Annotated in this window: 13 protein-coding genes; 7 read left to right on the top strand and 6 right to left on the bottom strand. The window is 40.1% G+C overall.

The features are described from left to right. Positions 1 to 87: 87 nt before the first annotated feature. On the top strand, positions 88 to 1695 hold the full coding sequence (locus QMA00_RS02075) for an NAD(P)/FAD-dependent oxidoreductase (RefSeq protein WP_290155783.1): 1608 nt from the start codon (positions 88 to 90) through the stop codon (positions 1693 to 1695). A 92-nt stretch (positions 1696 to 1787) separates the two neighbouring features. Further along, positions 1788 to 3293, top strand: coding sequence for an amidase family protein (locus QMA00_RS02070; RefSeq protein WP_290155781.1), 1506 nt, complete (start codon positions 1788 to 1790; stop codon positions 3291 to 3293). Positions 3294 to 3322: 29 nt separating this feature from the next. On the opposite strand, the gene QMA00_RS02065 is transcribed toward QMA00_RS02070, so the two are convergent. Continuing rightward, positions 3323 to 4624, bottom strand: a complete 1302-nt coding sequence (locus tag QMA00_RS02065) for a DEAD/DEAH box helicase (protein WP_290155778.1) — start codon at positions 4622 to 4624, stop codon at positions 3323 to 3325. 317 nt (positions 4625 to 4941) lie between these two features. Here QMA00_RS02065 and QMA00_RS02060 point away from each other — a divergent pair, with 317 nt between their 5' ends. Beyond that, a complete protein-coding gene (locus QMA00_RS02060) occupies positions 4942 to 5409 on the top strand; it encodes a DUF3015 family protein (protein WP_008115277.1) in 468 nt (155 codons plus the stop codon). Positions 5410 to 5448: 39 nt separating this feature from the next. Then, positions 5449 to 7266 carry a DUF4105 domain-containing protein gene (locus tag QMA00_RS02055; RefSeq protein WP_290155775.1) on the top strand — a complete coding sequence of 606 codons (1818 nt, stop codon included), beginning with the start codon at positions 5449 to 5451 and terminating at the stop codon, positions 7264 to 7266. 71 nt (positions 7267 to 7337) lie between these two features. On the opposite strand, the gene dapA is transcribed toward QMA00_RS02055, so the two are convergent. After that, positions 7338 to 8255: a 4-hydroxy-tetrahydrodipicolinate synthase gene (gene dapA / locus QMA00_RS02050; protein ID WP_290155773.1), complete on the bottom strand. Its 918-nt coding sequence runs from the start codon at positions 8253 to 8255 to the stop codon at positions 7338 to 7340. A 171-nt stretch (positions 8256 to 8426) separates the two neighbouring features. Between dapA and QMA00_RS02045 the strand changes: the two genes are divergently transcribed. Further along, the gene (locus QMA00_RS02045) at positions 8427 to 9080 is read left to right on the top strand and encodes a DUF6058 family natural product biosynthesis protein (protein ID WP_290155770.1); all 654 of its coding nucleotides are present in this window, start codon (positions 8427 to 8429) and stop codon (positions 9078 to 9080) included. A 36-nt stretch (positions 9081 to 9116) separates the two neighbouring features. On the opposite strand, the gene QMA00_RS02040 is transcribed toward QMA00_RS02045, so the two are convergent. The 3 genes from QMA00_RS02040 to QMA00_RS02030 form a co-directional block, all read right to left on the bottom strand. Beyond that, complete coding sequence (locus tag QMA00_RS02040; protein ID WP_290155768.1) at positions 9117 to 9404, bottom strand: putative quinol monooxygenase; 288 nt, start codon at positions 9402 to 9404, stop codon at positions 9117 to 9119. Positions 9405 to 9470: 66 nt separating this feature from the next. After that, on the bottom strand, positions 9471 to 10286 hold the full coding sequence (gene dkgB / locus QMA00_RS02035) for a 2,5-didehydrogluconate reductase DkgB (protein ID WP_290155765.1): 816 nt from the start codon (positions 10284 to 10286) through the stop codon (positions 9471 to 9473). A 148-nt stretch (positions 10287 to 10434) separates the two neighbouring features. After that, the gene (locus QMA00_RS02030; RefSeq protein ID WP_290155762.1) at positions 10435 to 11607 is read right to left on the bottom strand and encodes an MFS transporter; all 1173 of its coding nucleotides are present in this window, start codon (positions 11605 to 11607) and stop codon (positions 10435 to 10437) included. A gap of 115 nt (positions 11608 to 11722) precedes the next feature. Here QMA00_RS02030 and QMA00_RS02025 point away from each other — a divergent pair, with 115 nt between their 5' ends. Together QMA00_RS02025 and QMA00_RS02020 are read left to right on the top strand one after the other, a co-directional pair. Continuing rightward, the gene (locus QMA00_RS02025; RefSeq protein WP_290155759.1) at positions 11723 to 12610 is read left to right on the top strand and encodes a LysR family transcriptional regulator; all 888 of its coding nucleotides are present in this window, start codon (positions 11723 to 11725) and stop codon (positions 12608 to 12610) included. A gap of 113 nt (positions 12611 to 12723) precedes the next feature. Further along, positions 12724 to 13764, top strand: a complete 1041-nt coding sequence (locus tag QMA00_RS02020; protein WP_290155757.1) for a metal-dependent hydrolase — start codon at positions 12724 to 12726, stop codon at positions 13762 to 13764. Between the two features lie 68 nt (positions 13765 to 13832). Here the strand turns inward: QMA00_RS02020 and QMA00_RS02015 are convergent, their stop codons facing one another. Beyond that, positions 13833 to 14744 (bottom strand): GGDEF domain-containing protein, encoded by a 912-nt coding sequence (locus QMA00_RS02015; RefSeq protein WP_290155754.1) that lies wholly within the window; start codon positions 14742 to 14744, stop codon positions 13833 to 13835.

Here is a 14744-nt window from a genome sequence, read left to right as displayed (position 1 = left end):
CATATGGCGCTTATAAATCAGCGCTTTGTGCACACCCCTTATTGTGAGCGGAATTTACTTTCCGCTATGACACCAAAAGAGATATTAATGATACGTTTAACCGAAATAAAGCTGCCGCTTGACCATGACGAAAATGCCATTGGCCAAGCCATCATCAATAAATTAAATATAAGTCCAGAGCAGCTACACAGCTACAATGTGTTTAAACGCGGTTACGATGCACGTAAAAAAAGCGCCATTTTACTGATTTACACGCTTGATGTTGAGGTAGATAACGAAGCACAACTGTTAGCCTCGTTTGAAAAAGACCAACACGTTAAAGTCTCCCCTGACACCAACTACAAATTTGTAGCACACGCTAATAGCAGCATTAAAGAGCGTCCTGTAGTAATTGGCTTTGGCCCATGTGGTTTATTTGCCGGTTTAGTGCTGGCACAAATGGGCTTTAAACCAATAATTCTAGAGCGCGGTAAAGAGGTACGTGAACGCACCAAAGACACCTTTGGCTTTTGGCGTAAAAAGGCCCTCAATACCGAATCAAACGTTCAGTTTGGTGAAGGTGGTGCAGGCACGTTCTCAGACGGTAAGCTCTACAGCCAAGTAAAAGATCCTAAACATTATGGCCGTAAAGTGATCACTGAATTTGTAGAGGCTGGTGCTCCTGAAGAAATTTTATACGTTAGTAAGCCGCACATTGGTACTTTTAAACTAGTAACCATGATTGAAAAAATGCGCGCCCGAATTATAGAACTTGGTGGTGAGATTCGTTTTAGCACCCGCGTTGACGATATCCATTTAGACAACGGCCAAGTTACAGGGCTGACACTTTCTAATGGTGAAAAGCTTGAAACTCGCCATGTGGTTTTAGCGGTTGGTCACAGTGCCCGTGATACGTTTAAAATGATCCACGATAAAGGCATTTATGTTGAAGCAAAACCCTTTTCAGTAGGCTTTAGAATAGAACATAAGCAATCAATGATTGATGAATGCCGCTTTGGTGATAATGCGGGTAACCCTATTTTAGGCTCTGCCGATTACAAATTGGTACACCATTGTAATAATGGCCGAACTGTATATAGCTTTTGTATGTGCCCTGGCGGCACTGTAGTTGCCGCTACCTCTGAAGAAGGCCGTGTGGTTACCAACGGTATGAGCCAATATTCACGTAGTGAACGTAATGCTAACAGCGCTATTGTAGTGGGTATTTCGCCAGAAAAAGATTTTCCAGGCCACCCTTTAGCTGGTATCGATTTACAGCGTAAGCTAGAAGAGCAAGCCTATGAGCTGGGTGGTAAAAATTATGATGCCCCAGCACAGCTGATTGGTGACTTTTTAAAAGGTAAATCGTCGGCTAATTTAGGCGATGTACAGCCTTCGTATACGCCAGGTATAAAACTGACTGATTTAAGCAACGTATTACCTCCTTTTGCGATTGAAGCCTTGCGTGAAGCAATTCCAGCCTTTAACAAGCAAATTCGTGGTTTTTCAACTAATGATGGCTTACTCACTGGGGTAGAAACGCGTACTTCATCACCAATAAGTATCAAGCGCGATAAAACCTTCCAAAGTATTAATACTAAAGGGCTTTACCCTGCAGGTGAAGGCGCAGGTTATGCAGGCGGTATTTTATCAGCGGGTATTGATGGCATTAAAGCCGCTGAAGCGGTTGCGTTATCGATGCTAGAAAACGCCTAACTCGATTTAATCGACCTTTATCGAAAAACCTCACATTGTGAGGTTTTTTTGTGCTAAAAATAACCTGTGTTTCCATAAAATAGATAATAACAATGAGTATAAAACGGCTACTTTTAACCTTATGTGTTTGTACAATAACTAACTTACACGCAGCGGCTAACAATACAGAGCTTAAAACCATTAGTGACATTCACAGTGCCTATAAAAATAATAGCACTACAGCTGAGCAGCTTACCCGCACTTATATCGACAGAATAAACGCTCTCAATCCTAAATATAATGCGGTAATTAGTATTGAGCCCACTGCAATTGAACAAGCCAAACAACTCGATGCGCTGTTTAAAGCCAGAAAATGGGCAGGCCCTTTACATGGTATTGCGGTATTACTAAAAGATAACATTGAAACAACAGGTACATTACCCACCACAGCAGGTTCACTGGCACTTAAAAATAACGTTACCGATAAAGATGCCTTTGTGGTTAAACAATTACGCCAAGCAGGCGCTATTATTTTAGGCAAAGCGAACTTAAGTGAATGGGCTAATTTTCGCTCATCATATTCGTCATCTGGCTGGAGTGCCATTGGCGGACAAACCCATAACGCCCATGATGTAACTCGTAATCCGTGTGGCTCAAGCTCAGGCTCTGCCGTGGCGGTTGCTTTAAATTTTGCGCCTATTGCGCTGGGCACTGAAACCGACGGCTCAATTACCTGCCCTGCATCTGTTAATGGGGTGTACGCCATTAAACCCAGTATGGGGCAAGTTTCACGCGCAGGCGTGATCCCCCTTTCTAGTAGCCAAGATTCGGTAGGTCCAATGGCGCATTCTTTAAAAGATGCACTCGCAGTATTGTCCGTCATTCAAGGGGAGGACCCTAATGATGTATCAACACTCAACGTAAATAGAACGCTTGATGGCATAGCGCCTAAGCCGTCACTGAGAATAGGCGCTTTACCTGCCAATAAGTTTACTGTGGCAACACAAAAGCTTTACGCTAAGCAGTTACAAACATTAAAAGACGCAGGTCATACGCTAGTCAATGTTGAAGTAAAAGATGATTTAAGCACGCTTTACGTTGATGAATACGCCATCCTACTTTACGACTTTAAAGCCGAAATTAACCACTACTTAAGCAAAACACCAACGCAGGTAACGGTAAAAAGTTTAGACGAGTTAATCGCATTTAATATCGCAAATAAACAGCAGGAAATGCCCTACTTTGAGCAAGATATTTTACAACAAGCTAACGCGGTTGATTTGAGTGAGAAACAACAATATCAAAAAACCAAGGTGCGTTATCGCGCACTAGCAAAGCGCGCTATTAGCAATTTATACCGCAATAATAAGCTAGATATTGTAATTACGCCCACCGTTTCACCGGCTTGGAAAACCGATTTAATTAACGGCGATAACTTTAAAGGCAGTAGCAGTTCATTGCCTGCCATTGCAGGGACGACCCATATTACTTTACCGGTTGGCAAAGTAAGCCACTTACCGGTAGGTTTGTCGGTTATTGCTAATCAAAACGATGAAGCGGCTGCTTATGCGTACGCTGCTATTATCGATAATGTATTAGGCACAAAAAAACCTGAGTAAACTCAGGTTTTTTTAATGGCTTAGCTGTCTTACTTTTTAAGTGACAGCTTTTCGCCTTTTAAGCTTTTACGTACATTAGAAATACGCGAACGGTTTTTCGCTCTCGCTTCACCGGTAGCCTGGCCTGATGGCTTGTTAGCACGGGTACGGCGTAAATGCGCTGGCTTTTTACCAATTTTATCAATCAGTACTTCACGATTACTTACTTCGTAACCTTCTAAGTAAACACGTTTAATTTTTTGACCAATTAAGGTTTCAATTTCAAACAACATGTTTTCTTCTTCGCGACTCACAAACGAAATTGCTTGTCCTTGGTTACCAGCACGACCGGTACGGCCAATACGGTGTACGTAATCTTCAGCAAGCCAAGGTAAATCAATATTAATAACGCGCGGTAAACCGTCAATATCGATACCACGGGCTGCCACTTCTGTTGCAACTAGCACGCGTACTTTGCCTTCTTTAAATTCACGCAACGCACGACGACGGTTACCTTGCGATTTATCGCCATGACATACTGCCGCTGGGATACCGTCTAGGTTAAGTTCAGTCACTAACTCATCTGCGGTTTCTTTCATGTTTACAAACACTAGCACTTGCTGCCAGTTTTTCTTACCAATCAGTTCAGAAAGCAACTCTTGCTTACGGCGCTCTTCTACTGGGTAAACCACGTGTTGTACTGTGCTTGCGGTGCTGTTAGTTTGATCAACACGGACAATTTCAGGCTGCTTTAACACTTTAGAGGCAAACTGTTTAATTGCTGCTGGGAAAGTAGCTGAAAACAATAAAATTTGACGCTCATCAGAACAGCTTTTTATTACGCTTTGCATGTCATTAATAAAGCCCATATCAAGCATACGGTCAGCTTCATCAAGGACTAAATGTTTTACTTGGGCAAGGCTTAAGTTACCTAAACGAATATGATCAAGTAAACGCCCTGGTGTTGCTACTACAATATCCACACCTTCTTTGAGTGCAATTTCTTGTCCTGCGGTATTAACACCACCAAATAAACTCACTACTTTTAGCGAAGTGTACTTAGCAAAGTCTTTAAAGTTATTCGCTATTTGCTCTGCAAGCTCACGCGTAGGTGCAAGGACTAAGGCGCTTGGCGCATTCGTAGTACTGCTATCTGACTCAAATAACTTTTGGATAATAGGGAGTGCAAAGGCAGCGGTTTTACCTGTGCCGGTTTGCGCACTCGCTAAAACGTCTTTACCTTTACGAACAGCCGGAATAGCTGCGCGCTGAATGGGCGTAAGGGTGTGGTAATTAAGTTCGTCTAACGCCTGAATAAGTTCAGGGGCAAAACTAAAAGATTTAAAATTCATTGCTGTATAACCTGCGGCCACATTATCAAGGGTCGCAAATTATACAGTAAAATCGCTTAAACAGTTAGTTTTAAACACCATAAAACACTAATTTATAAAATGCGGGGTAATTAGCTATTATTAGACGCTGTTTGAGTTAGCTAAATGATTTTAACTCGCAATATTAATCCTCGCTTATTCACTTCTTTATTGCGATTTTATAAACTTTACACCGTTCTTTTACATTGTGTTACATAACCATTTGCATTTAAATAAAAAAAGCAGGTACACTTTCCCGCCCATTTTGTTGGGTGAATATAAATTAAAGGAAATTAATAATGATAAAAAGATGTTTAACTGCTGCGGTATTAGTAAGCGCGTTTGTTTCAATGCCGTCACAAGCAAAAAGTGGCATCAACCCATGGCAACAATGCGGTATTGGCGCGATGGTTTTCCCAGATAATGGCGTTGCTGCAGCAATTTCTAATATTATTTGGGATTTAGGCACAACTGCAGTGTCTTCTAACATCTCTTCAGTAGAAAGTTGTGAAGGCGCTAACGTAAAAACAGCGCAGTTTATTCAACAAACTTTTCCTGTATTAGAACAAGAAATAGCACAGGGTGAAGGCGAGTATATCGCTGCAATGCTTAACGTACGTGGTTGTGATGTAACTGCACATCAACAAATTATCACTTCGGTACGTAACGATTACGCAAACGCGCCAATAGACAATGCACAAGCATTTTATGAATTAGTTGAAGGTAAAATTACAACTAACTTTTCATCTCAATGCGCTGCAATCTAATAATTAAAGGGCTTAACAGCCCTTTTTTTTGGTTAAACAATGAAACCTCTATTTTATTTAATTAGTGCTTTTTTATTCATCTCTTTCTCAAGCTCTGCCACGCAATCTATCTCTGTTTTAGCCAAACACCCAATATGGTTGAAATTAGGGCATTACAAAAACCAACCAGCTACCATCAGTTATATTACTAACGCATCATTTTTTATTGCAGATAACGGACGTACTGATCCGGCTGCCGAATTAAAAGCAACAATCCATGCTTTTAATAACCTGCCCTCAATGCCATGTCGCTACCCTGCTCGTTACCAATGGCTCAAAGAGCAAGGTTTAACCTTTTCAATGCCAGCTGCAGAGTGCCCAAAATTAAAGCAATGGCGAGAGCAACAAGCAATTCACTCTGTTAGTTTAGTATTTGCATCTGGTTATATGAGTAATCCCGCATCATTATATGGTCATTTATTACTTAAACTTAATCGCTCGACCGAATCAAAAAACAAATTATTAGATTACAGTATTAACTATGGCGCACACGTTCCAGATAATGAAAACGGCTTGGTGTATATTATCAAGGGCTTGTTTGGTGGTTATAAAGCCGGTTTTTCAGATCAATTGTTTTATCGCCACCAGCACAACTATGGTGAAATAGAATTAAGAGATTTATGGGAATATACCCTCAATCTAAACGAGCGCGATGTGGTTTTTATTGCTAATCACTTATGGGAAATTTTAGGCACTGAATTTGATTATTACTTTGCCGATGAAAACTGCGCGTTTCATCTTGCTCAAATTATTGAACTTGTTATTGGCGATCAACTAACCAGCGAAGGCGCTCCTTGGGTAATACCAGCCACTATTTTTTCAAGATTAAACACGGCCACTTACCAAGGCCAATCGGCGGTTAAAAAGATCACATTTACCCCCTCGCGCGACACTGTATTTACCAAACATGTTCAATTTTTAAGTGAAAAAGAGCTCAGCTTTGCAAAACAAATCTTTGCCGAATCACCTGTACTTAAAAACGAATCGTTTTTAGCTTTGCCAGTACACTCTCAAAAAGCCATTATTGGCGCTTTATTTGAACTCGTACAAGTAAAACAAATTCAAAAGCAAACCCCAGTAAAAATAAGTGAGTTAAAGAATGCACTTATTAAAGCGCGCTTAAAGCTGCCAATGGGCGAAAACAAAGTAAAATTTCAATTTACCCAACAGCCACCACATCAAGGGCAAAAGCCCTCTAATAGCTCAGTTTCTGCGGTGCACACGGCTGAGCAAACACAGTACACTTTGGGTTTTAGGTTGAGTTATTTTGATACCCTTGCCTCTGATATTGCCCGCATTCCATTTTCTAATTTAGAAATGTTAGATACCGAGCTGATGTTTACTGATGGCGAAACTTACATAAACAAAGTTCATTTATTAGATTTGGAGTCATTCAATCCAAACCAATTATCTTGGGCTAATGAATCTAAGTGGTCGTGGAAAATTAATGTTGGATTCGACAGACAACCAGCACTGTGCAGAACCTGTAAACGTAGCTTTGTTATGGGGGGAGCCGGACAAGCTTGGCAATTTAGCAACAACACCTTAGCCTATAGCTTAATTAATGGTTATTTAGGTGGTTTAGCTAAAAACAGCCACTTTTATGATTCGTCGGGAGAAGTGGGGATTATTACTGGTACTGACTCAGGTATTAAACTTAAAGCATCCTACGAAAAGTCATTCTTAAATGCTAAAAACCCTGCGCAAACCAAACTAGAACTGGCAGTGCCTATTAGCCAAGATATTGATATTAGATTAGCGGTCACTCACGCTAATTCAGTTATGTGGCAGCTTAAACTCAACTACTATTGGCAATAATATAAAAAGCAGCCTCTGTGTTCACAGTAGGCTGCTTTGAAAATTTAGTATTTAATAAATAGTCTAACAGTTTAAGATAAAATCAAAACCTTACTAATATCCACACACTGCGCTCGACTACCGACAAAATCTTGCTCATTAAGCTGATTAATTAGGGTTTCACCTTGTTGCTGTTGCTCATCGCTAAGCGGCACATAAGGCATTCTAAACACTGGGTTAACCGCGCCTGTCATGATCATCGCGGTGTTAATGGCAATTGGGTTTGGCTCGCAAAACAGCCAGTTCATTAATGGTTGTAATGAATTATTTAACGCATCATTTTTGCTATCCATTAATTGACGGAACAAACCCGGGATCAAGTTAGACGTAACTGAAATAACGCCATGTGCTTTATGAGTATGGCGTGCATCGTGTGCTTCGTCATCATTACCAGACCAACACGCAATACCTTGTTGTTCATAGTGCGCTATACGCTCATTGCCACCACATTCTTTAACACCAATAAAGTGCTCATGCTGGGCCAGTGGTTCAATAATATCAGGGGTGAGGTCTTGACCTGTGCGCCCTGCTACGTTGTAAATAAACGCCGGACCAATATCAAGCACACGTTTAAAGTGTTCTTTAACACCGGCAATTGATGTGCGCCCGTAGTAAGGGTTAATTTGCAATGAGGCATGCATGCCGCTGGCAAAACCATATTTAGTTGCCTTAATTGCTTCGCGCGTATTATTACTGCCGGTGTTGCCTACAATCAGTAATTGCTCAGCAAATTTATTGGCACTGTGCGCAATTAGCATTAAATGCTCTTCCCAGTTCATTAACTGGCCTTCACCGGTGGTGCCACCAACAACTATGCCGTCAACACCCGCTGCAATTTGTATTTCAACGAGTTCATCATACTTTGCAAGATCGATTTCACCATTGGTTAAGTAAGGTGTTTTAATTGCAGTAATAAGGCTTGCTTGTTTAATTTGTTCTAGGGTGCGCATAAAAAAATCATTGTTATTAATACTTGGCCTATTTGTACCATATTTACTGCACTATTTGCAGTGATAGCCAGTATTTAATTATGAAATGGCTTGTGTTATTGGGTTTGATGATACAAAATAAACAACTGTATAAATAAACAGTATTTGTTTTTTACTATTAAGCGAGCCACTATGCGTTTATCTGACTATTTAAGCACTCACTTTTATCACACTGATGAGTTATGCCAAGCACTCAACATAAACACTGAAACCCTTGAAAACTGGCAAGCGCAAAGCATTTTTCCTAAACCGAGTTATTGCATTAAAAACCAGATGAGTTGCAGCTCTTATTCAGGCTTGTATGAATGTGAAGAATACGACGATTATTATCCTCGAGGTTGTGTAAATTGGGGGCAAGGGTTAGTTAAACAAAAAATTGAGTCATCTAATCAGGCGTTTAATTTGTTTGCTCAGTACTATACCCAATGCTTAGCTAAGCTTGCACAGCAAGGCTTTATATTTAACGAAGAATTGTTTGGCTGTGAAATAGAAGAACATTTACAGCAAGTGTGGCAACAGTTTTTATGCAGCAAATATGGGGTGCTCACCCAAAATGGCTTAATTGATGAAATTGTGGCTGTGGATATTGGCAGATTATTAGTGGACGATATAACCGAACTGCGCAGTAAAGCCAGTTTAGATAAGGATGAGCGCGCCCGTATTCACCCCGCCATGAAGCTTTTAAATAAAGCCCTCAGCCATGGCGCCGATCACGAAAAGCAACTTACATTACGTAGCCGCTATATTGATGCCCTTATTTTAAAATACGATTTATCGATTAAATAAAGTTACAGCTCCTGCTTTGCTATTAGCTTTGTGCTGTTAACCAATGGTTTTATACACATCAATATTGGTAGAGGTAATAAATGTACCTACTGCATCACCAAAGGCTTTAAAGTGAGGTGCGTTTTTATGGGCTTCAAAATGCTCAGTAGACGCCCATTGCTCACTCACTAAATAGATGGTTTGCTCAGCATCGTTTTTAACTGATAGCTCGTAACGCAGGCAGCCTACTTCTTGGCGCGAGGTCTGTTGAAAGTTTTCGAGCTCGGTTAAAAGGCGATCTGCATCGCTATTTTCACTCGATAGTGTGGCAATTACCGTTAACATGGGTGTTCCTTGTTTAAAAAATAAAGGTGCAGCTTTACTGCACCTGTTTTAGCTTTAGCTCTTTGGTTATTGATCCCACTGCGGTGCAAAGTCGGGCGTTGCTTGGCGGTCGTTGCAATCAAGGCCATCTATACGCGCTATGTCTTCATCATCAAGTTTAACTTTGTCGTTAAAGTTATCTTCTAAATTTTTACGCTTGGTCGATGATGGAATGGTGGTCATGCCATTTGCATTTTCCCATGCAATAACCACTTGCGCTGGCGTTGCATCGTGTTTATTGGCAATATCTATAATGGTTTGATCGTTCAACACTTTACCAACCACAAACGGCATATAGGCTGTTACATGTATGTCATGCTGAGCACAAAAGGCGCGCAGTTTAGTGTTGGTTAAATATGGATGTACCTCAATTTGATTAGTGAATATTTCGCGAGGATCTAAGGTTTGCATCGCTTCTTTTAAGTTCGCAATAGTGAAGTTTGATACGCCAATATGTTTAGTTAACCCTAACTTTTTAGCTTTTAGTAGCTCAGTCAGGTATTCGCTCATAGGCTCATTGTTTGAGGGTGCAGGCCAGTGAACTAGCAATAAATCAACCGAGTCAACTTGCAGCTTTTCTAATGACTTTTCTACACTTGCGATAAAGTCGTTTTTATTGAGTTTATTGTTCCATACTTTGGTGGTAATAAATAATTCATCTCTGGGGATATTACTGTCTTTAATAGCTTGGCCAACTTGCTCTTCGTTACCATAAATTTGCGCGGTATCAATATGACGAAATCCTACTTCTAACGCCATTTTTACAGATTCATAAGCAGTTTTACCTTCTAAACGAAAAGTACCCATACCTAAGTCTGGCATTTCAATTACACGTTGTGTCATAGCTTTATCCTTGTTAAATAATTGGTTTAAAATTCAAACGTCGCGTTTACTAAATACACCGATTACTTTTTTGATTTAAAATTTTGACCTCATGCGAATACTGAGGCCATTCATTTTTATTTCAAGACTAACCTATATGAGTTCGGCTTTATTTAGCCTGAACATTATGTTTATCTAGCCTGCCACTGTATCGAGTGACTATTAAAGCCAGTAATGAAACAACGGCCCCAATCCATGCGGTATCTTTTAGTTCCATATGCTCGACTACAAGCCCCCCTGTAACAGAGCCTAAGGCTATTCCAATATTAAACGCCGCGATGTTTAAGCCCGATGCGACATCTACCGCATTAGGAGTGTGCTTTTTTGCCTGTTTTACTACATAAAGCTGCAATCCTGGTACATTACCAAATGCAAATGCCCCCCATATTAAAATAGTCAGCACCGCGGCTACTTTTGATTCCATAGTAAAGGTGAAAGCCAATAAAATAATTGTTAACGCGCTAAATATAATACTCAGTGCGCTAATTGGGCCTCGCTTGTCGGCTAATTTTCCGCCCCATATATTACCAACAGCCACCGACACACCATAAACCAGCATTATTAAACCAATAGCGGATAGTGCAAAGCCAGTTTGCTGCTCTAATATAGGCGCTAAGTAAGTAAACGCGGTGAACGTACCACCGTAGCCTAATATAGTCATTAAATATACGAGCAATAAGCGCGGCTTAACAATAACCTGTAGCTGCTCTTTAAACGTCGCCGGAATAGACTGCTTTAAGTTTTTTGGTACTAAAATAGCGCTGCCAATTAGCGCAATTAAACCTAATGCCGAAACCACTAAAAAAGTTGCACGCCAGCCAAAGTGCTGGCCAATCCATGTTCCTAATGGCACACCCGTTACAAGCGCTACCGTAAGGCCGGTAAACATAATTGCGATAGCGCTCGCCTCTTTGTCTTTACTTACCAAGCTTGTTGCTATCATTGAGCCAATAGAGAAAAATACACCGTGAGCTAAGCCTGTTAGTATGCGCGCCAGTATTAGTGTTTTGTAACTCGGCGCTTGCCAAGCTAATAAATTACCCATAACAAATAAGCCCATAAGGCTTATAAGTACCACTTTTCGGTTCCAGCGCCCCGTTAATGCAGTGAGTACCGGTGCGCCAATAGCTACACCAACTGCATATAAGCTCACTAGTAAGCCTGCTGATGGTAAGCTCCCCCCTAAATCGTTTGCAATAGTTGGCACTAAACCCACTATAACAAACTCGGTTGTTCCAATTGCAAATGCGCTTAAGGTAAGCGCCCATAAAGCCAATGGCATAAATACATCCTCATTTTTAAAATAGATGCATAGTGTGTGTAAAAATCCCTTTGCAATAAATAGCATAAATGGCAAAATACTTTTGTTTATTTTGCAAATATAAACGAGTGAATTTATGCCTGTTCAAGCTAAAACTGAAGATCTAGAAATGTTTATTACCATTGTGGATTGTGGCAGTTTTTCCGGTGCGGCTAGTTTACTTGATTTAAATGTAGCTAAGGTTTCAAGAGCGCTATCTCGCCTTGAAAGCAGGCTAAACTGCACATTATTAAACAGAACAACTCGGCGTTTAGAACTGACCGAGGAAGGACATATATACATAGAATATGCGCGAAAGGCTTTAAACACTCTGCTCTTAGGGGAAGAAACAATAAAGCTACTTAAGCAAGCACCTAGCGGGCACTTGCGTATAGATGCAGCAAGCCCTTTTGTTTTACATCAACTAGCGCCACTAATTAATGAATTTAAAAAGCAATACCCGCAAATCACGCTCGATATTACCTCACACGACAATATTATTGATTTACTTGAGCGCAAAACAGATTTAGCTATTCGCATTGGAGACTTAAAAAATTCAAACCTGCATGTGCGAAAATTAGGCCAAAGTAAATTAAAATTGGTCGCAAGCGCTGATTATTTAAAAAATGCGCCACCGTTACAACAAATTTCAGATCTTAAAAACCATAACCTAATTGGCTTCAGTGAGCCCAATACTCTTAATCAATGGCCCTTGAAACATGAGCAATCACTGCACTTTGATTTAAGGGCTAGCAGCGGCGAAACCATTAGGCATTTATGTATTGCTGATCAAGGCATAGCACTTCTCTCACAATTTATGATTGCAGAAGATTTAGCCAAAAAACGATTAATAGAAGTTTTACCCCACAGCGTGAGTAGCCCAAATAGCCGAGAGTCTATTTATGGCGTTTATTACAAAAATGGGGCGGTTTCTTCCCGTATCGTAGCATTTTTAGATTTTATACAACCGCGACTAAGTTTATAAATCGCTTTTAAATTGAGTTTAAAGAGCAACTTAATGAAATAATTTACATTATTGACGGTTTTAAGATTAAGCTGAGTATAAACACTGCAGTTGCATTATTTGGATGAGGTAGTATGGATTCTTTAACACAAGTCGCATTAGGCAGTGCCGTAGGCTACGCGGTACTAGGCAATAAAGTAGGTAGAAAAGCCGTAGCGTGGGGCGCTATTTTAGGCACTTTACCCGATTTAGATGTGTTTTTACCCTATGGCGGTAGTGTAGAGGCATTTACCTATCATCGCGGTTTTAGCCATTCTTTATTTGTGCATTTATTAATAAGCCCGCTAATTGTATGGCTAATATTAAAAATACACACAGGCATGCAGGCTTATAAAGTTCGTTGGTTTTGGTTGGTTTTTTTGTGCTTATCAACACATGCTTTATTAGATTCACTCACCGTTTATGGTACTCAGCTAATGTGGCCCTTAAGTGAATACCCTTTTGCGGTATCCAGCATGTTTATTATTGATCCCCTTTACACCTTGCCGTTATTAATTGGTTTAGCTTTTACTTTATTACCTAAAATAAGCACAAGTAAAGCCTATAAAATCAATGCAATTACACTTAGCCTAAGCACAGCGTATTTATGCCTTGCCTTTGTGTTTAAACTCAATATTGACGATAAAGTCAACACTGCGCTGCAAAACAGAGGCATCACAGTCAATGAATACATTAGCACACCAGCACCATTTACTACTTTGCTTTGGCGGGTGGTTGTGATGTCGGATGGGAAATATTATGAAGGCTATGCATCGGTGTTTGATACACCCAACGAGGTTACCTTAAATGCATACCAAACAACCCCTTCTTTACTAAACGAGATTAAAAATGAATGGGGTGTTAAACGCTTGCAGTGGTTTACAAAAGAGTTTTATTCCGTTCGCGAGCAGCAAGACAACGTTATTCTCTCTGATTTACGCATGGGCATGGAGTGTGCCTATGTGTTTAATTTTGTTGTCGGTCAGAAAGATGGCTCAGCAATCAGTGTCGGTAATTTTGAAAAAATAAGCCAAAGACCCAACTTAAACAACTTACCTAAAATATGGGATAGAATTTGGCACCCCGATACCGTATTAGCATCACCATTAGCAAAAAACAACTGTGTAGAGCAATAATACCAACTATAACTGCCGTCTTTTGGGTAAGCTCAACTCAATACCTTGTTGAGTTTACCTCTATTTAGTTAGGGGTTATCGTATAATTGGGTTCTGTTTTTTCCGCGCTCTTTGGCTTCATATACCGCATTATCGGCTTGAGTAAATAAATCAGTAAACGTCGTTTTCGCAGTACTTAAACTTGCCCCAATACTGGCGGTTACTGGGCGATTACCTACTTTAATTTCAGCAATTAATAAATGCAGCCTTTGGCAAAATGACAAAGTATCTGCTTTATTTGTATCTGGCAGCATAATTAAAAACTCTTCACCGCCATAACGAGAAATAAGATCGGTTTGTCGACCAAAATGTTTAAGACGTTGCCCCAACTCTTTTAAAACTCGATCCCCTTCTAAATGCCCAAAGGTATCATTAACGACTTTAAAATTATCAATATCGATAATTAATAATGCAACCGACTGCTTTAATCGCATAGCCTGTTCGAGTAACAGCACGCTGCGGCAATTCATCTCTCTTCTATTTAATAAGTTGGTTAACTCATCGGTAGACGCTAAAGATTGTAAGCGTTCAGTTTGCGCTTCTAACTTTTCCCGTGTTTTAATCAGCTCGTCGTAAAGCTTATCTCGCTGAGTCGCGTTAAAAAAGCTCCAGTATATATAGCTCTTTTCATCAAGCTGAGCATTAACGGTAACCGCAATCCGCTCCCCTTGAGCACTGAGCATAATTAACTGCATTTCTTGGCATTGCTTTTCGTGCAGTAAGGTAGGAAACACATAACTTTGTAAAAATATTTTTGATGATTTAGTTATAATTTTATCAACCGACTTGCTAATAAGCTCATTAGTATTCCACTGTAATTCCTTTTGAAAATAAGTATTTGCATAAACAATAATGTTATCTGCATTTGTCACTAATGCACCATTTAAAAAGTGATCTGCGGAATAATCAGCAAGTTTTTCATCTACTTTATTAAGTGACAT

Origin of the sequence: Pseudoalteromonas sp. APC 3694, from assembly GCF_030407565.1 — a bacterium.
In the GTDB taxonomy this organism is placed as follows: Bacteria; Pseudomonadota; Gammaproteobacteria; order Enterobacterales; family Alteromonadaceae; genus Pseudoalteromonas; species Pseudoalteromonas tetraodonis.
This window is presented reverse-complemented; position numbering and strand designations above follow the sequence as displayed.

Coding starts and splice junctions, on each gene's coding strand:
- QMA00_RS02075 (WP_290155783.1), top strand. CDS start 88: ATGATACGTTTAACCGAAATAAAGCTGCCGCTTGACCATGACGAAAAT.
- QMA00_RS02070 (WP_290155781.1), top strand. CDS start 1,788: ATGAGTATAAAACGGCTACTTTTAACCTTATGTGTTTGTACAATAACT.
- QMA00_RS02065 (WP_290155778.1), bottom strand. CDS start 4,624: ATGAATTTTAAATCTTTTAGTTTTGCCCCTGAACTTATTCAGGCGTTA.
- QMA00_RS02060 (WP_008115277.1), top strand. CDS start 4,942: ATGATAAAAAGATGTTTAACTGCTGCGGTATTAGTAAGCGCGTTTGTT.
- QMA00_RS02055 (WP_290155775.1), top strand. CDS start 5,449: ATGAAACCTCTATTTTATTTAATTAGTGCTTTTTTATTCATCTCTTTC.
- dapA (WP_290155773.1), bottom strand. CDS start 8,255: ATGCGCACCCTAGAACAAATTAAACAAGCAAGCCTTATTACTGCAATT.
- QMA00_RS02045 (WP_290155770.1), top strand. CDS start 8,427: ATGCGTTTATCTGACTATTTAAGCACTCACTTTTATCACACTGATGAG.
- QMA00_RS02040 (WP_290155768.1), bottom strand. CDS start 9,404: ATGTTAACGGTAATTGCCACACTATCGAGTGAAAATAGCGATGCAGAT.
- dkgB (WP_290155765.1), bottom strand. CDS start 10,286: ATGACACAACGTGTAATTGAAATGCCAGACTTAGGTATGGGTACTTTT.
- QMA00_RS02030 (WP_290155762.1), bottom strand. CDS start 11,607: ATGCCATTGGCTTTATGGGCGCTTACCTTAAGCGCATTTGCAATTGGA.
- QMA00_RS02025 (WP_290155759.1), top strand. CDS start 11,723: ATGCCTGTTCAAGCTAAAACTGAAGATCTAGAAATGTTTATTACCATT.
- QMA00_RS02020 (WP_290155757.1), top strand. CDS start 12,724: ATGGATTCTTTAACACAAGTCGCATTAGGCAGTGCCGTAGGCTACGCG.
- QMA00_RS02015 (WP_290155754.1), bottom strand. CDS start 14,744: ATGTCACTTAATAAAGTAGATGAAAAACTTGCTGATTATTCCGCAGAT.